The sequence below is a fragment of the Ignicoccus islandicus DSM 13165 genome (assembly GCF_001481685.1).
Classification (GTDB): domain Archaea; phylum Thermoproteota; class Thermoprotei_A; order Sulfolobales; family Ignicoccaceae; genus Ignicoccus; species Ignicoccus islandicus.
This window is the reverse complement of the sequence record NZ_CP006867.1, coordinates 1,270,958-1,293,019: the sequence shown is the minus strand read 5'-3', so window position 1 is coordinate 1,293,019 and position 22,062 is coordinate 1,270,958. Positions and strand designations below refer to the sequence as shown.

20 protein-coding genes and 2 tRNA genes are annotated in these 22,062 nt (G+C 42.1%); 12 read left to right on the top strand and 10 right to left on the bottom strand.

Annotation, left to right across the window (positions count from 1 at the left end; genetic code table 11):
• Window positions 1-4 precede the first annotated feature (4 nt).
• Window positions 5-853 (top strand): hypothetical protein, encoded by an 849-nt coding sequence (locus EYM_RS07160; RefSeq protein ID WP_075050437.1) that lies wholly within the window; start codon window positions 5-7, stop codon window positions 851-853.
• A 2-nt stretch (window positions 854-855) separates the two neighbouring features.
• Here the strand turns inward: EYM_RS07160 and hisG are convergent, their stop codons facing one another.
• Entirely contained in the window at window positions 856-1,707 is an 852-nt protein-coding gene (gene hisG / locus EYM_RS07155; protein ID WP_075050436.1) for an ATP phosphoribosyltransferase, read from the bottom strand.
• A gap of 77 nt (window positions 1,708-1,784) precedes the next feature.
• Between hisG and EYM_RS07150 the strand changes: the two genes are divergently transcribed.
• Window positions 1,785-2,405 carry an NYN domain-containing protein gene (locus EYM_RS07150; RefSeq protein ID WP_075050435.1) on the top strand — a complete coding sequence of 207 codons (621 nt, stop codon included), beginning with the start codon at window positions 1,785-1,787 and terminating at the stop codon, window positions 2,403-2,405.
• Window positions 2,406-2,440: 35 nt separating this feature from the next.
• Here EYM_RS07150 and EYM_RS07145 read toward each other — a convergent pair whose 3' ends face one another.
• Window positions 2,441-3,310, bottom strand: a complete 870-nt coding sequence (locus EYM_RS07145) for a UbiA-like polyprenyltransferase (protein WP_075050434.1) — start codon at window positions 3,308-3,310, stop codon at window positions 2,441-2,443.
• A gap of 137 nt (window positions 3,311-3,447) precedes the next feature.
• On the opposite strand from EYM_RS07145, the gene EYM_RS07140 reads away from it, so the two are divergent.
• Complete coding sequence (locus EYM_RS07140) at window positions 3,448-4,398, top strand: transcription initiation factor IIB (protein WP_075050433.1); 951 nt, start codon at window positions 3,448-3,450, stop codon at window positions 4,396-4,398.
• A 20-nt stretch (window positions 4,399-4,418) separates the two neighbouring features.
• Here EYM_RS07140 and speB read toward each other — a convergent pair whose 3' ends face one another.
• Complete coding sequence (speB, locus tag EYM_RS07135; protein WP_168050254.1) at window positions 4,419-5,264, bottom strand: agmatinase; 846 nt, start codon at window positions 5,262-5,264, stop codon at window positions 4,419-4,421.
• 48 nt (window positions 5,265-5,312) lie between these two features.
• Here speB and EYM_RS07130 point away from each other — a divergent pair, with 48 nt between their 5' ends.
• Window positions 5,313-5,882, top strand: a complete 570-nt coding sequence (locus EYM_RS07130) for an archaemetzincin family Zn-dependent metalloprotease (protein ID WP_075050431.1) — start codon at window positions 5,313-5,315, stop codon at window positions 5,880-5,882.
• Between the two features lie 193 nt (window positions 5,883-6,075).
• On the opposite strand, the gene EYM_RS07125 is transcribed toward EYM_RS07130, so the two are convergent.
• Together EYM_RS07125 and EYM_RS07120 are read right to left on the bottom strand one after the other, a co-directional pair.
• Entirely contained in the window at window positions 6,076-7,113 is a 1,038-nt protein-coding gene (locus EYM_RS07125) for a phospholipase D-like domain-containing protein (RefSeq protein ID WP_075050430.1), read from the bottom strand.
• 182 nt (window positions 7,114-7,295) lie between these two features.
• Window positions 7,296-7,398: transfer RNA gene (locus EYM_RS07120), tRNA-Thr, on the bottom strand.
• 114 nt (window positions 7,399-7,512) lie between these two features.
• Here EYM_RS07120 and EYM_RS07115 point away from each other — a divergent pair.
• Window positions 7,513-8,595 (top strand): RNA ligase, encoded by a 1,083-nt coding sequence (locus EYM_RS07115; protein ID WP_083495119.1) that lies wholly within the window; start codon window positions 7,513-7,515, stop codon window positions 8,593-8,595.
• Here the strand turns inward: EYM_RS07115 and EYM_RS07110 are convergent.
• From EYM_RS07110 to EYM_RS07100, 3 genes are read right to left on the bottom strand one after another with little or no spacing between them, the layout of a single operon-like run.
• A complete protein-coding gene (locus tag EYM_RS07110; protein ID WP_168050252.1) occupies window positions 8,592-9,536 on the bottom strand; it encodes a class I SAM-dependent methyltransferase in 945 nt (314 codons plus the stop codon). The genes EYM_RS07115 and EYM_RS07110 overlap by 4 nt on opposite strands.
• On the bottom strand, window positions 9,499-11,454 hold the full coding sequence (locus tag EYM_RS07105) for a GNAT family N-acetyltransferase (RefSeq protein WP_168050250.1): 1,956 nt from the start codon (window positions 11,452-11,454) through the stop codon (window positions 9,499-9,501). The genes EYM_RS07110 and EYM_RS07105 overlap by 38 nt, the downstream gene beginning before the upstream one ends.
• 54 nt (window positions 11,455-11,508) lie before the next feature.
• Entirely contained in the window at window positions 11,509-12,183 is a 675-nt protein-coding gene (locus EYM_RS07100; RefSeq protein ID WP_075050426.1) for a 30S ribosomal protein S6e, read from the bottom strand.
• A gap of 111 nt (window positions 12,184-12,294) precedes the next feature.
• On the opposite strand from EYM_RS07100, the gene EYM_RS07095 reads away from it, so the two are divergent.
• The 4 genes from EYM_RS07095 to EYM_RS07080 all read left to right on the top strand — a co-directional run bounded on the left by EYM_RS07095 (window position 12,295) and on the right by EYM_RS07080 (window position 17,024).
• On the top strand, window positions 12,295-12,876 hold the full coding sequence (locus EYM_RS07095; RefSeq protein WP_083495117.1) for an alpha/beta hydrolase family protein: 582 nt from the start codon (window positions 12,295-12,297) through the stop codon (window positions 12,874-12,876).
• Between the two features lie 180 nt (window positions 12,877-13,056).
• A complete protein-coding gene (gene ilvB / locus EYM_RS07090; protein ID WP_075050424.1) occupies window positions 13,057-14,790 on the top strand; it encodes a biosynthetic-type acetolactate synthase large subunit in 1,734 nt (577 codons plus the stop codon).
• Between the two features lie 10 nt (window positions 14,791-14,800).
• Complete coding sequence (locus EYM_RS07085) at window positions 14,801-15,103, top strand: ACT domain-containing protein (RefSeq protein WP_075050423.1); 303 nt, start codon at window positions 14,801-14,803, stop codon at window positions 15,101-15,103.
• 193 nt (window positions 15,104-15,296) lie between these two features.
• On the top strand, window positions 15,297-17,024 hold the full coding sequence (locus tag EYM_RS07080) for a molybdopterin oxidoreductase family protein (protein ID WP_075050422.1): 1,728 nt from the start codon (window positions 15,297-15,299) through the stop codon (window positions 17,022-17,024).
• Between the two features lie 9 nt (window positions 17,025-17,033).
• On the opposite strand, the gene EYM_RS07075 is transcribed toward EYM_RS07080, so the two are convergent.
• The gene (locus EYM_RS07075) at window positions 17,034-18,197 is read right to left on the bottom strand and encodes a trans-sulfuration enzyme family protein (RefSeq protein ID WP_083495116.1); all 1,164 of its coding nucleotides are present in this window, start codon (window positions 18,195-18,197) and stop codon (window positions 17,034-17,036) included.
• 121 nt (window positions 18,198-18,318) lie between these two features.
• Here EYM_RS07075 and EYM_RS07070 point away from each other — a divergent pair, with 121 nt between their 5' ends.
• From EYM_RS07070 to EYM_RS07060, 3 genes are all read left to right on the top strand, one after another.
• Complete coding sequence (locus tag EYM_RS07070) at window positions 18,319-18,648, top strand: hypothetical protein (protein ID WP_075050421.1); 330 nt, start codon at window positions 18,319-18,321, stop codon at window positions 18,646-18,648.
• Between the two features lie 38 nt (window positions 18,649-18,686).
• Window positions 18,687-18,774, top strand: a tRNA-Ser gene (locus EYM_RS07065).
• A gap of 48 nt (window positions 18,775-18,822) precedes the next feature.
• Complete coding sequence (locus EYM_RS07060; RefSeq protein WP_075050420.1) at window positions 18,823-21,489, top strand: AAA family ATPase; 2,667 nt, start codon at window positions 18,823-18,825, stop codon at window positions 21,487-21,489.
• Here EYM_RS07060 and EYM_RS07055 read toward each other — a convergent pair.
• The gene (locus tag EYM_RS07055; RefSeq protein ID WP_075050419.1) at window positions 21,486-22,016 is read right to left on the bottom strand and encodes a hypothetical protein; all 531 of its coding nucleotides are present in this window, start codon (window positions 22,014-22,016) and stop codon (window positions 21,486-21,488) included. The genes EYM_RS07060 and EYM_RS07055 overlap by 4 nt on opposite strands.
• Between the last annotated feature and the right edge of the window lie 46 nt (window positions 22,017-22,062).

Sequence of the window (22,062 nt, the reverse complement as noted above, 5' to 3'; positions counted from 1 at the left end):
GGGTGTGCAAGAGATCGCAGAAATAGGATTAATGCTTTTAATTTACATTAACGTGAACGCGTGTTGCATCGAATTACTCGGACGCGATCTAGTATACGCTTATCAAAACGTACTGAATATAGCTAATCTCACCTTAACATTGCCTTTCGATGTAGTTTGCCTCTCAAATGGCATTCTGGGAATCTTCGATGGTGAAAGGACGTATTTCTACTCAATAATAGATGGAGGTGTACGACCAGTAGGCTTTGATGTAGAAGGACTAGTTAGTAACTGCAATTATAAACCCCCATTTCTGGTTGTTTCAATTCCGTCTGGCATAGTAGTGGAAGACATGGAGAAAGGCGTTAGATATTCTTTTCCGGATGCCATTATGGGTGCTAGTTGTTCCGACGGCTTTGTAATCTATAGAAACGAGCAACTGGAAGTTCATGTAGGTACTGGAACGAAGACGCGTAACTTGTTAGGCATTCCAAAGTCTATTAATTGCTACAACAACGAAATAGCTATTTGTACGGACGAAAACATTATGTTACTAAGAAATGATGAAATCATAGTTAAGGGAAGAAGCTGTTCCGGTATAGATATATCAGGAAAATTTATTGTATCTTATGAGGGATCTAGCATAGAGATATACGACCATAGATTAAACATGTTGGCTAGAGCTAAGGTAAATGGCGAGATAATAGAATTGAAGATACGTGATAACGTGCTCGCAGTACTCACTACACATGGCATCTATCTTTACGAAATAGTTGAGCTGAGAAGAGGTATAGTAGTAGTAATTCTATTGATTCTATCTATATTCAGCTTAAGTATTTCGATCTTTCGATTCATTTCATATCATAGAATATGAACCTAAGGAATAAGTCTCTCTATATTTACAACGAGTATGTCTCTTGCACCAGAGGACTTAACCTTCATTATTACGTCATTAAGTTCGCTTTCATCAATAGCTACTATAACTTCCCACATTGGTTCGGTACTTTCAACTTTACTTATGGTGGGTCCGGACATGGATGGTAGTACAGACAAGACCTCCTTTAGACTTCTCTCAGGAACGTTCATCATTAGTAACTTCTTCTTCCGAGCCTTTAAGACACCTTCTATCATTGTTTTCACTAGCTCGACCTTATCGTCGTTAACGAACTCTTTATTAACTATTAATCTCGCACTACTCTCCAATAGTACTTCTATAGCCTTTAATCCGTGAAGCCGGAGCGTGGTGCCGGTAGAGGAAATGTCAATTATCGCATCTGCAGCCCCTAGTCCAGGCATTATTTCGGCGGATCCACTGATCTTAATTATTTTCCACTTAAGGTTTCTTTCGTTTATAAACTTCTTGGAAATATTTACGAACTTAGTAGCAACCCTTGTACCTTCGGGTAATTCTTCTGCTTTTTCAATACCAAGATTATTGGGAACTGCGAGAACGAGTCGCGAATTTCCGTAACCTAGATCCAGAACTTCTTCTACCTCAACCCCCGCCTCTACAACGTAATCGTGGCCAGTAATACCCATTTGGGCAGCACCGCTTTCTACGATCCAAGGAATGTCTTCCGGACGCACAAATACCAAGTCAATCCCATTATACTTAGTTGGAATGATCAAGGCCCTAGGATCAGCGTATATCGTTCCGAAACCAGCAGCTTCGAGAAGTTCCAGCGTCTTGTCTCTAAGTCTCCCTTTGCTTGGTACGGCAATTTTCAAACCCAAATAACCCTTTTAAGAATATCTCAGCACTCTACTTTAATCTTCATTGATGTTTCACCTTCGGATAACAATTGATGATCGAAATAGTCATTGCGGCGCTTATTGCGAGCTTAACCAGTATATTGTATATTACCGCATTTCCGTATTTGAAAAGATTAATCGAAAGGAAGAGGGAAAACCAAAACATCAAGATTAAGGTACCGCAGAACGTCGCTGTTTTAGATATATCTAACATAGCTTTATATGGTGAGAAAAAGTCTAAGAAAGGAAGTATTGAGAGGGCTTTGATAGCCATTAAGACGCTCGAAGAAAGGGGGTTTAAAGTAATAGCGATCGCGGATGCCTCTCTACGTCATAAAATAGATAAGCCTGATAAGCTCGATAAGTTGATAGAACTTGGAAGGGTAATACAAGCACCACCTAATACTCCAGCTGACTACTTCATTCTTGCAACCGCCGAGAACGAATATGGAATAGTAATCAGTAACGATTCGTTTAAGGAATGGAGAGAGAGGTTCCCTTGGGTAAAGGATAAGAGAAGAGTTATAAGATATTTGATAATCGATGGACGAATGTATCTATACCCAGATGTTAGACCTAAGAAGAAGTGGAAGGATAGAACTGTAAGAACCCGAGAAATATGCATAGATCTTGAAGAAGTTCAAGAAGGGTATTGGAAAAATTACGTTATGTGAAGATGAGAACTACGTTACCTACAATTATTTGAAAACTACATTAGTGGCAATAGCTTCAAAAGAGGGGCCACTCCTAAAGCAACGCCAACCTTTACGTTAACATTCAAGCTTTTGCTTGCGGCCTCATAGGGATCAAGTTCCAACATTCCAATTAACTTCCAGTACGTTCCTAAACCGTATGCCATTAATAGCGAGGAAAATACGTTTAACGAGTACACTTTCATGCTCCATATCATTAGTGCGGAGAAAATGAGTGAAGAGAACTCAACGATGGCTTTAGTCTTTTCTATTCCATAGTCGGCTGGAACGCTATGAAGACCATATTTCCTATCAAATTCAATATCTTCAATAGCATATATCGAATCAAACGACGCCACCCATAACCAAACGCTTATCACGTATATCCAGGGAACCCTCCCCAACGCATCTATTAGGGTCGGTGCATCACCGCTAACTGCGATAGAACCTCCTATTACCGAGCTTCCTAGTATAGCTCCTAACCAGAAATGGGCTATAGGACAACATCTCTTGAGTAGAGGGTATATGGTAGATAGTATAGGAAAGATAGGAGAAAGTAATAGAGCGTAATAGTTGAGAAGCGCGGCAGAGATGAAGTATAGGATAAGTGATAGAATGCCTAAGGTAATGGCTTCGATGACGCTTACGCAACCGCTTGGTAAAGGTCTATTCGCCGTCCTAGGGTTAGCTCTATCTATGTTAATATCGAGAAGATTGTTTATTATCAATGAATAAGCTCTTATTCCAAACAGCGCTGTTAGGATTAATATGAACTCTTTCAAGTTGGGTGGTCTAACGAGTATCGCTCCAGAATACGCGAACGGTAAACTGAAAAGAGTATGTTCTATCCTAATTAATCTCGCGTAACATGCTAGCTTGTCCTTGATACCTCCGAAGCCTCTACACCCGTAACGGGTACGGGTAATACATATTAGTTAATTTGGAGGGGATTAAAGCTTTAGGGATAAACTTTTAAGCAATACTGGTGTTTCAATTATGGACCATCTTAATGGGGTGTTGAGTTGTGTCACCCGATGTCGGCGCCCAACACTCGGAAGAGAAGCAACCCTTGCGGTGCCCCGTGTGTGGTAGTACTGACATAATATTTAAAGAAGATACCGGTGAGTACGTCTGTGCTAGGTGCGGTACCGTAATAATGGATAAGTACATCGATCAAGGGCCCGAATGGAGGGCCTTCACCCCTGAGGAAAGGGAGAGGAGAGGTAGAACTGGTGCCCCCCTTTCACCAACCCTTCACGATCAAGGTATTTCGACTATAATTGATCATAGGGATAGAGACGCTCTTGGTAGGAGACTTGACGCTAGGAGAAGAATGGAGGTTCTTCGGTGGCGTAAATGGCAAATGAGAACTAGAATGCAGACTGGTATGGATAGAAACCTAACAATAGCTATGAACGAATTAGATAAGTTTGCAAACATACTTGGTCTACCAAAGCAGATAAAAGAAGAGGCAGCAGTAATATATAGGAAAGCCGTCGAGAAAGGACTTGTAAGGGGTAGAAGCATAGAATCCGTCGTAGCGGCAGTAATTTACGCGGCTTGTAGGATACACCATCAACCTAGAACTCTCGATGAAATTTCGAAGGCGTTAGGTGTTAATAGAAAAGATATGGCTAGATGTTACAGGCTCATGCTTAAGGAACTCAAGTTAGACATCCCGATTACTGATCCCATAGATCACATACCTAGAATAGGTCAACAACTAGGTCTCAGAGGCGATATCATAGCCGAGGCGATAAATATTATGAAGAAAGTTAAGGGTCACGCAATTACTGCCGGAAAAGACCCAGCCGGTATAGCTGCTGCAGCAATATATATTGCGGTAATGCAAAAAGGTGAAAGGAGAACTCAGAAGGAGATAGCCCAAGTAGCGGGCGTGACGGAGGTTACCGTTAGGAATAGGTATAAGGAACTAATAAAAATTCTAGAAAAGGAGAATAAGAATACCCAATAAATCTCATTGGATGTTTCTCGTTACCAGAGCTTCTTTTTATTTTTAATCCAGAACGCGTAATGAAGGCTCGTAACTTCGACTATCAATTTGGCAGCTAAGATGGACGTGACGTTGCCCTTGTCGCAAGGAGGACAAACTTCAACCACGTCCATGCCCCTCAGAGGCACCTTTGAAAGGGCATCTCTTAGCGCTGCGAGAAGCTCGTGAAGAGTTAGTCCACCCGGTTCGGGATTACTAACGCCCGGGGCTATGGATGGATCTAAAACGTCCATATCTATGCTTACGTAGATACCGTTCTTACATTTACTTAGCCATTTATTTAGGTGGGAACGCGTAAACAAGAAGTCAACTCCATTTCTTTTTCCGTTGAGTATCTCTTGGTCGTCATATACTCTAAATCCGTATATACCAACAGTGAGATTGTTTTCCGTTTCTAAAAGCCTAAGTAACCACGATGCATGGCTCCATTTGTATCCTAAGTACTCTTCCCTTAGGTCTAAATGCGCATCAAATACTAATAGGCAATCGTACTTTAGAACCCTGGATGAATAGGTGAGCGTATGTTCACCTCCGATAATTATTGGTACCTTAGATTCTTCTAATCCCAGTAACATAGTTTCCAAATTTCTGAGCGAACTAACTATATCGCCGTAAACGACAGGTACGTCACCTACGTCATCATACAGAACGTCATCCATGTTCAAATTCGTTAGAATCGATCGAAATTCTATAAATTTAGACGCTTCTCTAACCCTTATAGGGGCTTCCCTCGAACCACACCGGAAGGAAGCCGTGAAGTCTGCGGGGAAACCTAATACGACGAAAGGCGAAGACTCGTTTCTTTCGTCGCCGAAGTACAATGTCACGTTAATTTCCACCGAGCGGTGTTAGAACACGCGGAGGTAGTAAATAGAATGACGAAACAGAGAGTGTACATTTTTAGGGTAGGCGACGTTTCGAGCGACTTATTAGATAACGCTGCTTTGGCAATAAAGGAAAACTTACCCTTCGATGTAGAAGTATTAATCTATCCGCAAAAGCTTCAACCACCCATAAGTACGTTCGATTGGGAGAGAATGCAGTACGTGGCCTCGGCCCTCGTATTCGGGTTAGTTTCCAAACTAGGAATTAAATTGAAACCCTACGAGAAAGCTATTTTCGTTGTAAACGCCGATGCCTACGAACCACCACTAAATTTCGTGTTCGGAATAGCTTTGCCATCAATTGGATCTGGAGCTGTGTTCTTACCACGTTTAAGAAACGAGACCTATGGGTTACCTCCGGATTATAACGCACTTATTTCTAGATTAAGAAAAGAAGTATTGCACGAATTAGGTCACCTTTACGGACTAGAGCACTGTCCCAACCCACGCTGTGTTATGGCCTTTTCAAACAGCATTAATGAAGTTGACGCAAAGGGAGAGGAGTACTGTGAGAGGTGTAGAAGACTATTAGAATCCTTTATAGAAGGGTTCGAGAGGTGATCGAATATCCTGAAGTTAAATGGTATAGAAATTTCTTGTGAGGACTTGCCAGCTAGCATACGAGGCGAGGAGTTCGAGATTTCCGGGGAACCCTTGGAAGTGGAAAGGTGTTGGAGGAACGTTCTATGGAAGCTTAGAGGAAAGCTATATATCTTATCATATGAGGTTAGACCCGGCATTGTAAAGGGTTACGTCATAACTCAGAAGCAAGTTCCCAAATCAAGTAGAACTCCCTCAAGGGTTCGCCCACGGAGTAGCGGTAGAACTTCGCGAAAGCGTCTCTCCCGTGAGCGAAAGGCACGTCGGAAACGAAAGCCTTAGAATGATCTATTATGGCCATAGAAACAGGTATTCTTTCATGAACTTTAACCTTCACCGAGCCCTTCCTTTGAGGAAGCACTTTAGTTGCATCTTGAAGTAATGAAAGGGAGAGCGCGGCGAGAGTCGCACTACCGAGTCCTGCGTAATATATTGAGGAATAGTTCATTGACATGAGTGACGTAAGTACTAATAGCGCCGTAGCCTCACCGGACAATCCTATTAATGTTCCAAGAAGAAACGGTATAATAGAAGAGTAACTGGCTCCCTTCATATTATAGAGTAGCAAAAGTAATTTGAGAGCCATTGAGGCGATTTTCTTAATCTTACACGTTCCCCTAAGTTTACCTAGGTTCTCTTGAGCCTTACAGCTACTACTTTCTAGAACTACTTTTACTTCAACACCATCTCTTCCCTTCTTCTTAATAACATCGATCAATTTAGGATGGAGCGTAGGAGAAGCAATCAAAATTTCTCTCTCAGCGTTCCTAATGCTCTCGTATACGTACTTAGTAATGTTACCGAATATCAGATCGTAGTCTTTCTTAAGTACTTCCCTCCCTTCATCTCCTATTATCGATTCCGATGAGAAGCTCCGTAGATCTAGCTTACCTAAGTTATCCGGTTTCGATAGATTCAATGGAGTGGATATTCTCGAAACTCTAATTCCCTTCATATCTCTATAGTTGAATGAGTTGATCTTCTTAGTTCTTTCGCGGATCCTTTTGGGTTCAGTAAGTTGAGGGATTTCGAAACCGAGTTCTCTAAGGTAGGATATTACCTCGAGCTTCTTGGATTCGCTTTCAAACTCTGTATTAAGGATCTCCTTGAACGTTTCATAGTCTTTCACTTTTAATGCAAGTATCATGTTTTCTAGCGCTCTCAGCTCCCTCTCTGAGAGTTCGTCCGCCAAACTGCTGAACCATTATGCGTGACATAATGAAAGTTAAATAGTTTCGGTCTAACCTCTCTTTGGGTTAATTATAAGGCTAACTCATATATCTCTATAAAGTAAACAAAGAGTAGATCGTCACTCTACCTATTTGATCTTATGAGTGGTTTTTGGGTCCTAGAGAAATGTCTTGGAGGTGAAAGTGGAGCCGCCGGCGGGACTTGAACCCGCGACCACCGGCTCTCCCGCGCAAGATAGATCCGAAAAGTTACGAGGCCGGCGCTCTGCCTGCTGAGCTACGGCGGCCCCGTTGATTGATAGCTTGAGTATGTGTTTTTAAGTATTGAATACACGCACCGAAGGATGCTAATTGAAGCGATTTAATCGTATAAACAATATCCTAGTGCATTACGTACGGGTATCGCTAGCGTGAAATACAAACACTTCGTCTATTTACCATTGAAGAGATCAGGTGAAGTGGGTAAGGGAGGCGTTATTATATACAATAAGTTGGACAAGGAGAGCGTTATCTTACCCGGTTATCCATCAATTAAGAGGCTGGTCTTACTAAGCAAGATAAGGAAACATTTTCCCGAAGGAGTATCAGTTGAAGAGAAAATGAATGGTTACAACGTAAGAGCCGTAAAAGTAGGTAATGACGTGGTCTTCGTTACGCGTGGCGGGTACTTGTGTCCCTATACTAATTCCCGTCTCAAGTTGCTCTATGGAGATAGTATAAAGGAAGCGCTATCGGAACTACCTAAGGGAAGCTTCATTGCAGGAGAAGTAGTTGGAACCGAGAATCCATATGTTAGGGTCAAGTACCCAGAGGCCCCCTATTTCGATTACTTCATCTTCGACGTCTTTGTAAAGGAGGACGGGAAGTATAAGAGAATGGGGACGAAGGATAAATATGAGTTCCTTGAGAGATACTCTCTCAAATCAGTACGTCTAATGGGAGTTTTCAATGCTGAAGAGGCTCCATACAAAGTAAAGGAAATCATCGATAAGTTCGATGAAGAAGGAAGAGAAGGCGTAGTCCTGAAAGACCCTCAATATAAGAGACCTCCCGCGAAGTATACTGGCAGCTATACTAACATAGGTGACATTGAACTTGGAATGCGATATCCATTCGATGAAGGTAGAGACTATCTATTTCCTCGAATAGTACGTGAAATGTTCAAAGTATTTGAAGAGGAACTCGATAACGAGTCTTTAAAGAGCAGGTATGAATGGTTAGGTAAGGCAATACTTGGTCCGTCCGTAGAGAGCATACGGAAGGTAGCTAATGGCGAAGCGTTGTATGAGAGGTTCGTATTGCGATTCCCGGAACGCTCTGACCTCGAGTGGTACTTGGAATACACTCGCGAATTAGGAATAAACGTAAAGATAGAGGACGAATGGATTGAGGACGGGCTTATCGTTGTACGGGCCAAGAAGTTTAAGGACAGCACCAATGTTATAAGGAGCATGCTAGAGACGGGGCAGACGCCGCTAGATTAAGGCTTCAATTCCACTCTCCAAATATACTTATATGGTGCGTAATCCAGAACTTTCCTGAGGTTAATGATTTCGTGTCTTCTAAACCTTCCGATTACTTCTTCCCGAGACCCTACCGAGTAAGCTATTACAAGTCGCCGGGTAACCTCTACCACTCGATCAACGTATTCGTGAGATTTATGCGGTAAGTTCATTATAGTTACATCGAATTGTTTTCGCGCTGTAACTTCCAGTAAGTCTTCGGCCTTACTGAGCAGAAAACTCACGTTACCTTTCAATTTGTTCATAAACAAACTCTCAATTGCGTATTTGATTGCATATGGGTTCATGTCCACGGCAAGACATTTACATTCCTTTCTCTTCGCTATATTGAACGAAAAGAAGCCTATCCCTGCGAATAAGTCCAAGACCCTTTCGCCATCTCTCACCAATTCGCTTACTAAGTAATGCTCGGTAGCAAGCGAAGGGTTTACGTATACTTTTGAAATATCGACCTTGAATGATAGACCGTTCTCCTTGTATATTGTTTCCGTTATTCTTTCGCCGCCTAGGTGAACTAACTTGGCTACGCGTTCCTCTCCAGAAGTTTCTACCTTACCCCAGACGGCTTTTACCTTACTATTTGACATCAAACATTCAACTATTACCTCCTTCAGTTGATCGTTAATGTTATCTTTCAATGAGATTACAGCGATATCGCCGATTTGATTGAAGGATCTAGGCCAATTACCTTCCCCTAACTTCCTTGATATGCATTCCTTCAAACTCAAGTTTCTCTTTCTTGGTTCGAAATCCTCGTAGACCAATTCATACGCATCTATTGACTTCTTTATTGGTATTAGGACGTAATCTCCTTCGACTTTAGGTTTTAATGAGTTGTCAACAATACCTATCTTCCGTAAGTTCTTAAGAACCTCGTTGGCTAAGCTCTTGCTCACTTTCACTGCCAGCGCCTTCAAGTTCCTTCATTAGGCATAACGATGCCAAGGCTCTTAGGTTTTCGTTCAACTTCGATCTGACCTCATCTATATCGAGGAAATGAGTAACTGCTAAGTCCCAAAGACTCCTTCCCTGAAGGAGAAACCCAACGCAAAGAGAAGGGAGAGCCAGCTCTCTAATTAATTTTGGATACTTCAAGAGGCAAGGGTAGAGGGCTCTAGAGGCTAGTTCTGGCTCTATTTTATTTTCCAGGAACAACTCTAAGTAATTGCGATCTATTTCAACGTTTAATCCTCTACCAACACAGCTTTCGAGAGCCTTGGTTAGCGTAATAGTATCTACGTCCCTATAGGATATGTGAGCGATTGTAAGTATAGTTCTAGCGAAATCGTTCGCAATTTCCTCAACGCCGTTACCTTTCGCAACAGCTATATTCTTTTCACCGGTTATCTTGTTATACTTTGGTGAAATATACACTACCTTGTAACCATTTTTCAGCCAAAAATCGAGAACCTCGTGGTTAGAAAATACGGCTCCTATAACCTTATCCTTTGTGTCATCTTCAATGAATTGAAGGAGCTTCGAGCCATACCCCCTTCGCTGTAAGGGGGGTAGGACTGCTATCCTCATTATCCTTCTAGCCTCAACCCTCCTAACTCTATTCAAGATTCGAGTTAGTACGTTACCTTTGCTCTCACTCCAAGGATCTTCTACCACCTCCTCATCTATTGTGATTGCGACGCCTATAGGAAACGTGTCTCCATCATAGACGAAGATACTAGACTTAGGATGCTCCAATATCGTTTCTATGTCAGAGGGTTCCCATCTATAATGGGAAATAGCAAGTAAACCAGCAATCCTCCCAAACGCTGTTGGATCACTTAAAGACACCTTATCGACCTTCTTTGGAGCTATGGGTGTTACGTCTTCGTTTAATTCGATCCTTAAGTGGAACGCTTTGTACAACCACCTTTCTATTGGGTCATTGGGGGGATACCTAACGGGGTCCTTGAGCTCTATTACATTCGATGCGTCTATTGAGTTCAATAACTTATTAACCAAGTACCTACCAGAACCTTCATATCCGTGAATTGTTGTAGCCAAGATAGTTTTCCAGCTCCTTTCTATTATTCTCTTTAATCTAGCAACTCCTACCGCTGCGGCTTCGTCAACTATAACTAACCCTGTTTTCCCTCCTGCTTTAGAAGGTTCAATCCATTCTATTCTCCATTCCTTCCCAATAACTTTCCATTTATCACCATCCCTTTCTAGCCTAAAGGGCACTTTTTGTTCGCTCAAGATAGTATTGAGCATTTTCAAGAAACTGCTCATTTGAGGAGTTACGGACGTTACCTCTATTCGCTTGATTCCATGTATAGTAACCAGTTTCGCCGCCATAGCACCAAGTAGCGCACTCTTACCCCTTCCTCTGTCTCCGATTATTGCGAAAACCTTCCCTCTGCCTATAATGAAGCCATCTAGTCTCCGTAAGGCTATTCTTTGCTCTTTAGTGAGACCATTGGGAGGTTTCCACGGAGGACATTGACCAGATTCGTCGTAAAGCTCAAAGGTCTTCTCTAAATACCTTCCAAACAGTCCCGTTCCACCTCTCTTTCGATAGATGTTTTCAAGTCTCTCTTGAGGAAGTATTAGTATCCCCTTTCCACCAGCCTTTACAGTCTCTAGTGTTGCAGGGAAAGCATTTGCTGGGATTGGGTAATTTAGATCAATTACTACGTGATCCCATTCGGTCCCCAATATTTTTCTGTAATTCCCTGGCCTAAGCCTTCTCCAAGGATAACCTAGTGAACGTTCAGAGACCAAAAGTACCTTACCTTTAAGTCTCGCAAGCGTACTGTTAATCTCGTCAGGATTTTCCTCCCTAATAAGCACTAATCGCCTCCAATAGCATTTTCTTTGCACAATGTAGTACCAAGGAACGGTGCTCGAGCGCATAAAAATGATTATCTAATGTAATTAACCTTCAACTATTTTGGTGTTTATTTGGACGTAGTCCTCAGTTATTGTATTACCCCTTACAGTTTTCCTCCTCCTTTCACCGTGTTCTCTTGGATGGAATCCCGGAGGTCCGGATAATAGGACTCTCTTCTTTACTGGTCCAGGTATGTCGGGTCTCATTGGAAATCCGCTTTCGTCACTTCCACCCCTGATTTCCAAGAACTTCCCCTTCAGAGTCTTTATTCCAAGGACGGATGCTGGTACTAAGTCTTTGTATTTCTTTCCAACGAATTGCCTAGCTTGTTCGCCCTTTAACGTAATTTGGAACGCTTTCGTTCTGAATGCCTCACCATCGAACTCGTTTTCGCCGAACCTTGTGGATAGGAACTCGGTGTTGGCCCAAATCTCGTTCTCGGGTACGTTTTCGTCGGCTTCGACTACGAAGTGAGCTGTAATTTTCTTCTTTTCGTCACCTTCCTTCTTTAGGAGCCTAACCGTTACTATCGAGTATTCGGCATTAAGCGCCTCCAGTAGCTTGGGATTTGCCTTAGCTACCGGGAGGCGCGTACCTTGATCAATTTCTTCCTCTTTCGAGAAGGGAATTTCGTCTACGCCCTTTACGTGAACCTTATGTCCCCTGGGGTGGGGCTCAGCTTTCGGATCATTTACAACTATTTTAAATTCTAATGCCACGAAGTTCCACCGAAGCGGCTACTAACGGGATTTTATTAAAACGTATCTTTTAGCGCGTATAGTAACTATTAATATCTTTCGAAATTCTTGCGAGACTGAGGCGTTCTGCGGATGCGCATTGAAAAGGTATTGACGTTTCATGGCTACGGTTCATCGCCTTCGAGGATTAAGTGGTTAATTGAAGCCTTCGAAGAACTCGAGATCGACGTAACGGCACCGAAACTCCCCCAACCTCTGGTCAAAGCCTATGAATACGTCAAAACGCTCGGCCTAGATGCAGATGCGTTTTCAGGTCATAGTATGGGAGGTGCGTTATCCCTTATACTAGCGGCTCAAAGATCTAAACCGGCAATAGCCGTTGCACCTCCTACAGATCTCTCATTTCAACTGGAGTACATGAGAAGAACGCCTTCCTTAAAGAAAATATACGATGAAATAGCGAGTTTGGTTAAAATAGAGGAAATGGTTAGATTGAGTCCTATGAATTTCCGGTATGAAAAACCGGTATTAATAATTCATGGAACAGACGATAAGGTTGTTCCAATAGAACAAAGCATCCAGTTCTGCAAAAAGATTCCGAAGTGCAAGCTAGTCGAAATAAACGGAATGTCCCATACCCCTCGTAAAGAGGAGGAAATAACTATCCTCAAAAAGTCTATTCGAGAATTCGTCGAATTCTTAAAAGAGAGTTAGCATGTGTTGTCGAAATTGTTAACACATTTAAACCACATGGTAGCCTAACCCCATCGACGAGGAGGGTTGATGCCCTTGGAATTGAGATAATCACTAGAAGAGGAATGTTACAGATGTCAAAACGCAACTTCGGAAAGAGGTCTGAAACAACTACCTTTAGTATCCAAGGAGGTGGAGAAGATGCATGTAGCTGATGCGCTCCTAGAGGCTCTAGAAAGAGAAGGACTTAAAACGGTCTTCGGAATACCAGGAAGCGCTAACCTTGGTCTTTACGAGAAAATACCGGATCACGACGTAAACGTGATACTTATGCGTCACGAGCAAGGAGCTGCTCACGCTGCCGATGCTTACGGCAGGGTCAAGAGGAAGATCCCCGGCGTAGCCTTTGCAACTTCAGGTCCAGGTGCAACCAATCTGGTCACGGGCCTAGCTACAGCGTATATGGATAGCGCTCCCATGATCGCGATTACCGGTCAGGTTCCAATGAGCGTTATGGGTAGAGACGCTTTCCAAGAAACTGACGTTGTTGGAGTGACCATGCCTATAACTAAACATAGTCTACTGGTTAGAGATCCCTCCCAAGTAACTTGGGCAATAAGAGCGGCTAAGATAATATCTGTAACCAATAGACCAGGTCCCGTGCTAGTTGACGTTCCGCGAGACTTCTGGAAGGTAGACATCGATTTCTATTGGCCGAGCGAAGAGGAAGTATTAAAGGAATGGATCCCAGGATACGAACTATCACCACCACCGGCGCCAGTAGACCTAATCGGGAAGGCAGCGAAAATCATTGTCAATTCAGAGAATCCCGTAATATTAGTTGGTGGAGGCGTTTGGTGGTCCGGAGCAACGCAAGAAGTATTGAAGCTGGCCGAAATATTAATGGCACCCATAGTTACCACGTTGATGGGTAAAACAGCGATTCCGGCCGAACACCCCCTATTCCTTGGTAACGCGGGAATGCATGGTCGTCCAGAAGCAAACTACGCTCTTTACAACGCCGATGTAGTAATTGCTATAGGCACAAGGTTCTCCGACAGAACCGTTGGTAATTTTACCGAGTTTAAGAAAGGTAAGAAAATAATCCATATCGATATAGACAAAAGTGAGATAGGCAAGAACATCGATCCCGACGTGGGTATAGTTGGTGATGCCAAAGAGATACTAACGAAGCTAATAAGGTACATTACAGAAATACTGAACTTCAGGCGTGATGAGGAAGTGCCTATAATCAAGAAGGCAAAGGAATTTGGTGACTACGCATGGGAAATACTATTAAAAGAAAGAGGAAAGGGAATGATGCCTTGGAAAGTGCTTAAGATAGTAAGAGAGGAACTACCCAAAGATGCAATCGTCACGACAGGCGTTGGAGGACATCAAATGTGGGCAGCGCTCCACTACCCCGTCTACGTTCCCGGTACTTACCTAACCAGCGGTGGATTAGGTACCATGGGATATGGCTTCCCAGCAGCTATTGGTGCGAAAGCAGCAGCCCCAGATAAGCCTGTTCTAGATATCGACGGTGATGGCAGCTTCTTAATGACTTCACAGAACCTCGCTACGGTTAGACAATATAACCTCAACGTAGGTGTTCTCATATTCGATAATGGATCGTTACAACTAATAAGGCAATGGCAAGATCTATTCTTCGGTAAGAGACGTGTTGGTGAAAACTTAGCCTACTTGCCTGACTTCGTCAAACTAGCAAATAGCTTCGGAATAGATGGGGTGAGGCCGGAAAGCTATGATGAAATGAGGAAAGCGATAAGGCGCGTAGCTCAAGGCGAAGCCTTGGTTATAGACTATATAGTAGATCCAGATATAATGGTGCTTCCGATGATAGCTCCTGGTAAGGTAATTGCTCCTGAAAACATAATCTTAACCCCCGAACAAGCCCAAGGTATAGTAGTGTGAGGTGATAACAATGTCAGAGCACGAGGCATACGTCATAAAGTTCTCGTTATACGCTGCCATTGATGGAGGTCTGGACGGCCTTGCAAGAGCCATACATGTGGTAAGGAAAGCCCCAATACGCTTCCACGACATGGCAGTGGTAGACGTGGGTAAGACAAAGGAAGTCAGTCTAAGAGTCTCTGGTAAGAAAAAGGATATTGAGTGGTTAGCGAAGAAACTAGAGAAAGTAGTAGAAGTATTAGAGGTCAACGTCCAACCTCTACCCACTGAGATGGTTGAGTTAATAGCTCACAAAGAGAGAATACGAGGTTAGATCATCTTCGATTATTTTATATATTGTCGCGAATCCGGAGGAAACCAATCCTAAAAGACATCAAGTATTGTATTCACTTGAACCTTAACTCGCTAAAATCAGTTTCAAGTAGCTTAAATCGCCATCATCACCTAACGTAGCTCTTCTAGCAGTTGAAATAATTAGCAAGAGGAAGACCGAAAAGAGGGAGTACATGAAGAAAGCGAGCGTACCATGTCCTTTTTGCGGAGTCGGATGTAAACTAGATGCATCTAGTAAGAAGCCCTTGAAGGAAGCTTGCGCCCGAGCTTACGGTGTCATTAACTACTTCTCACGCAACCCTGTACCAGAAGTATTGCTTTACGAAGACGGTTTATATAATCCAATTAAACTCGAAGAAGCAATTGAGATAATAGTGGAATGGATTTCTAAAAATAGAACTTACTATATTGGATCTGCTGAAGACACTAACGAAAGCGCCTTCTTATTGAACTTACTAGCACGGGCCTTGGGGACGAACGACGTAGATCATTGCGGAAGGGTCTGTCATGCCCCTTCAATAGATGCTTATTGGGATATATTTGGACTTCCAACTACTAACTTTAGCCTAGATGACGAGCTTAACGATAGTGAAGTTTTCATCATTGGAAGTGACGTAGCAGTAACGTATCCGGTCTTCTGGTCAAAGATAAAGAGGGAAGCGAGGAAAATCATCGTTATAGATAGTTGGACGAGTTTTACTATGGTGCAAGCTGATGAGGGAATAATAATCCCGCCGGGTCCCGGTTACCTAGCGCTCTCCGAGTTATTATACAACTACACGTATAGAAGAGAAGTTCCACTTTGGGTTCAAGAATGGTTAGATGCGGACACAATTGAGAAAACCATCCATTTTTGGGAAGACGCTCGCGCACCAGTCTTAGTTCATGGTATGGGGGTAACTCATTCAGGCTACGGTTATTCTATTCTGATTCGATTACTCCAAGCCTTTCTAAAGAGAGGAGGAAAAATCGCTACCTTGCGTGGAAAGGTAAACGTGCAAGGCGCTGGCGATATGGGTTTGGTACCACATTTGAGAAGATATTTTAAGACTATAGAAGGTATAATCAAGTCTGAAATACCTTCGAGGGCAGGTTCTGACCTAGTAACTGCCTTCAAGGTGGATTATCCAGTTTATTTAATTCAATGTCAGAACGTCATTGCATCTCTACCAAACTCTGAGGAAGTCGCGTTAAAGCTTCTTCGATCGAAAGTAATACAACTAACCCCAAAGTTTACGGAAAGCAGTATATTTGCCGATCTCATCATACCAACTACCCCTCTCGTAAACTCCCAAGGAACTGTTACAAGTGGGGATGGAAGAGTTACTGCTTTCGAAATAGGTGAGAACGTAGCGTTTAGAATATATAGAGAGGTCTTGGAATACTTCGACGTGCACTTTCATGACTTGCGTGAGGTCACCTATACTGCATTTGAGATAGTTCCGTATTATAGAAATATTGACGTCTATAAATTATATAATGGATATGATCAATACATAGAAAAACCGAGAACTTGGAAGGAAGTCACGCCGCCTAGAGTTGAAATATTCCATATTCATAGGGATGAGGGTTATTGGTTTTATACAACGCGTGATCCCGCCTTGTGGACTACCAAGGGGGCCGATGAAATACTGGAGAGGAACTCAATGAAGAAAGCGTTTTACGTTAATCCAGAGGAATTCAGCGGTTGTTCGAAAATAAAAGTCTGCTCTCCTTATACTGGCGTATGTGTTTCGGGAGATGTTTTACATACCAAGAGGGTTCCGAGGAACGTTATCGTGGCTTTTTTCAACCACGTAGGTTTGAAAGTGAATTCTTTGATACCGTTCGAACCCAGGGATGTACGTTCTGGTACACCGATATATAAATCAGCTAAGGTTAAGGCTTTCTGTGTTTCATAGATTACATACTCATATTTTAGACAAGGCTTGATCCAGATCGTTTATGATATCATCTACGTTCTCTAAGCCTATGCTCAATCTCAGGAGATTATCATTTATGCCTAGCTCTCTCCTCACTTCGTCTGGTAGAGTATGGTGGGTCATGGTTGCTGGATGCGTTATAATGCTTTCAACTCCCCCTAGCGACGCAGTTCTTTGAATTACCTTAACTGCCTTCATGACCTTTATAGCATCCATTCCATTTCCCTTTACTTCGAAGCTAACTACTCCGCCACATCCCCTTAGCAACCTCTTAGCGTTTTTATAGCTCGGGTGATCCGGTAGGCAAGGATAATAAACTCTTTCAACCTTTGGATGATCTTTCAAGAACTTCGCTACTTCCAAGGCCGCTTCGTTGTGGTGTTTTACTCTTACGAATAACGTCTTCAGTCCTCTGATTACGAAGTATACTTGATGTGGATCGGGGACGCCCCCCAGCAACCTTCTACTGTTCCTGATACTCATTCCAATTTTCCTATCTTTAGTTACAGCTACACCTCCCAAGACGTCATTATGACCCCCTAAGTATTTACTTGCACTATGGACTACAATATCGGCACCGTATTTCAGTGGCATGAAATTAACTGGCGTTGCAAAGGTGTTATCAACAATAACCTTGGCCCCAACTTCTCTAGATCTCTTAATTACTTCGTCAACTGGTGGTACTAAGAGCAACGGATTACTTATCGTTTCTATGAAAACCACCTTTGTATCTTCATCGATCTGTTCAAGAACGGAATCGGCGATCCCGTTTTCGTTAACGCGAACGTTTAACGAGCCCAGGAATCTAGTAATGAACTCGTATGAAGTGCCATATATGTCCTTAGATGTCACTATTTTATCTCCCGGTTTTAAGAGGGTTAGCAACGTTGTGCTTATTGCTGCCATACCACTTGAGAACGCAACGGCATCGCTCCCTTTTTCAACGTAGGCCATTTTCCTCTCGAGAACTTCGATAGTCGGACTTGAATTTCTGGCGTATTTGTAGCCGTAAGGGTTCCCTTCGGGATACTTGTAAATTACTGAGACGAATATAGGTGTCACTATAGAGCCTGTTTCCTCGTCCCTATATTCCCCTCCATGGATAACTTCAGTTTCTTCGTTCCATCCCTCCTCTGGTTCTACGAATACCATCTTGAATACCCGAGCTCATTCCACCCGAAAAGCGAAAATATTCGACCCCAACTACCTACTCCCAAAAGGCTCCCGGTCTAAGCGCTTCGTTTATATCCTGTAACCCCCACCGTTTCGTGAGATGCCAATAGAACTCGATAAGACTATATTCTATATAACGGATGATTACGTAGAGACAGAACCTGGCACACTTTACGTTAAAGTATTTCACGAAGATCTAATTACTGATGATTTCGAAAACGTTTGTTCCGTTGTTAAATACTATGTTAAGAATATATCCAAGGTCCTTCGTGACGTTAAGCCATTAAACGTTGAAGTATGTGGCGAACGGGAAGCTAGAAAACTGGTTGGCCTCTCGAAGGGTAATGGTGGATACGTAGCTACTTGTACCCAAATAGATTACGAAGCGTACATTTGCGTGCTTATGTTCTATGATGAGAATGAACTTTAAGCTTTTAATATTTAATTTACCATACTCCTCTTGACGGTGCCGGGGTGCCCGAGCGGCCTAAGGGGGTGGGCTCGAGACCCACTGGGGGATCTCCCCGCGCGGGTTCGAATCCCGCCCCCGGCGCCACGTGACTAAGTCCTCCAATATCTCTGCGATCCATTGGGGAGATAGGGTTTGATACTTAAGGAAATCGAAATAGAAAGATTCTTATCTCATAGAAGGACATCCCTAAATTTAGAAAGTGGTGTAATAGCTATTGTGGGACCTAATGGAGCAGGGAAAAGTAGCATTATCGATGCAATCTCTTTCGCTATTTTCGGTGTACCCGTCAGTCGAAGTGTTCGAAGAAAGGTTGATTTAATCCAAAGAGGCGCTAGAGAAGCTAAGGTCACAGTTAAGTTCTCAAAAGGAAGAGAGGAAATACAGATAGAGAGAAGTCTAAGCGCTACTTCGCAAGGTTACGCCTATTTAAAGATCTGTAATAGAGAAGGGTGCCGTATCCTCGCGAAAGGTAACTCGAAAGTAACGGAAGAAGTAGTTAAATTATTCGGTCTCGAAGAAGGATCGCAGAACGTATTAAAGGAGCTCCTCTTCGTGCCTCAAGGAAAGCTCACGGAACTGGTTGATATGACATCATCCAATAGAAGGGAGTTCGTTGAAAAACTTTTGAGGTTACGTGAACTGAAAGTGGTAAAGGAGAAGCTGGGCGACGTAATTACTAATAAATACCTCGATCATCTATCTGAGTTAAAGGTTAGGAAGAAGACTATCTTGGAGAAGATAAACGAACTGGAGAGGCTTCGAAAAGAATATTCTAGCTTAAGCGAGAAGTTTAGTGAACTTAGTAATAAACTCAATCTTAATAAGACGCGATTGATTGAAGTAAAAACTTCTCTTGAAGAGCTTGAGAGGCTTAGGGAAAAGTACAATCTGATGAATGCTAAACACCGAGACATACTAAATAAGATAGACGAATTAAGGAGAAGGAAAGAAGAGCTAGATAAGGAACTACGCGAACTACTTCATGGAAAAGACTTACTTCAAATGAAAAATCTCCGGGATCAGCTTAGGGATGAATACGAGAGACTCGAATCGCTTGTCCGATATTTTGAATCGGCACAGAACCTTATTAAGCTAAAGTTAGAGCTAAAGGAACTTGAGGGAAGCGAAGAAAAGCTGCGGGAGTTAGAAAGAGAAATTTCGGGGAAGGAGGAACTCCTAAGGAAGTTACGCGAGGATCTAGAAAACATTACGCAAGACCTAGGCAACTTGGATCCGACTATAAAGGAGCTAGAAATACTTGAGAATGCACGGAAACGTATTCTAATGCTTTTAGAATCGTATCCATCTATTGATGAACTAAAAGGGCAAGTGGAGAAGACTTCTATGGAAATTGAAGAAATTGAAAGGAAACTGAAGCAACGAGAAGAGGAAATAGCGTATATGCAAGCACTAATTAGTGAGCTGAAGGAAAAGATAGACAAATTAAAAGGATCGAGTATATGTCCGGTCTGCGGTAGACCACTTAGTCCAGAAGAACGAGATAGAAAGATCAAAGAATATTCAAATGAACTAAATGTTCTTCAATCTAGACTCTCAACGTACTACAGCGAATATAAGAAGTTGAAGGTGAGGTTAGAAGAGCTTTGGAGTCTACGTGAGAGACTGAAGAGTAAATACGATTCAATTCAAGCCATATTGAACTCCTTTTCTGTAGAAAATCTAGATGAGCTTAATCAAAACATCTTCCAGTTGTACTTCATAATTTCCAGCATCGCTGAGAATAACGTTACAACAATCGAAGAGGCGCGGAGAGTCCGATCGAAATTGGTTCGACGAAGAGACGAACTCAACGAAAAGATTAAAGCCCTAGATAGAGAGATTAGGGAGATTCAAAGGCAAAAAGAGAATCTGCTAGGACGTGTTGTAAAGAGAAATAAAATACTCGAGGAAATAAGGAAGATAGAATCGATTTTACCATCAGACCCCCAAGAAATCATTGACTCTTATAGTAAGTATGCTGAAGTGAAACGTAAACTTGTTGAACTTGAAGACAAAGTTCAGAAGGCTTCTAATATAAGAAGCAGGATTGAAGAGATAGAGGAGAGACTCAAGCCGTTGTTGAGAGAAGAAGAAAGTCTTCGGGAAGAAATAAACCAATTGGGTTTCAATGAAGATGAATACAACAAGTTAAAAGAACTGTACGAAAAACTAACGGATGAGATCACGCAATTAGAGAAAGAAGTATCTGCAACAAACAGACTACTCCAAGAGTATAAAAAGAGATTAGATGAAATTGAGAGTTTAAGAAATGAAATGAAAGTTATTGACCTTGAAATTATTAAGGTTGAAAGTTTCGTACAATTCCTCAGAACCCTTAGGAAAGACCTTTCAGATAAAATACCATCTAAATTAATGAATTATTTAAGAGAGAATTGGAACATTGAAGCAAGTAATATATTGAGAAGCTTCGAGACATCTATATCGAATGTTTATATTGATGAAAACTGGAACGTAATAGCATATTCTCCATTAGGAGAAATAGATGTCGGTATGCTATCGGGTGGTGAGAAAGTTAGCGTGGCATTAGCCCTAAAATTAGCACTGTTAAGGCTGTTCACAGAGACGCCAATCCAATTCATGATCTTGGACGAACCTACAATATATCTTGATAGTGAAAGGAAAAAAGCGCTTAAGGAGATAATAATGGATGCGAGTAGGAAGTCTATAGAACAATTAATAGTTGTAACTCACGACCGAGAGATAGTGGACGTTGCAAACAAAGTAATAGAAGTCTCTAAGAAGGGCGCTTTATCTGAAGTTGAAGTAGCAAAAGTTTAACGCAACATATAAGGCAGCAATCGCTTAGTCACCCTACTAAGAACCTTTCTTAGGTACTTCTCATCGATCTCATAGAACCTAGCTACTTCTGAAACTGATAGTTCTCTATCGAGACTTCTCGCTGCTAGTATACAAGCGATAGCCTTCTTTGTCTTAGATGTCAAGACCATTGTTCTTAGATTCTTTTCTATTTTCACTAGCCACCTTCTTACCTCTTTTTCATACTCTTTGTCGGTAAGAGGTAATCTCTCTTTTGTTTCTATTCTCTTAAGGCTCTTTACAGATTTGTTAGTTAGTCCGAGTAAATAGTTTACGTACGTTCCGTGAGCGTCTCTCAAACCCCTCGCGTTTAACGTTCTTTGTATTCTGGATGCTTTCTCTGCTATTTTATCTTCGTAACTACTTGTTCCTATTATAAGTGAAGGTTCGTTATTTCCTTCATAAGGTCCGTAATCGTAAATTAGATCTATAACTTCACCCGTTTCGGGATCCACGACGTAGCCTGCTTCATACCTCCAGATATACATCCTAATTTCACCATGAAAATAATTTCATTTTTGAAATTTAAACGGA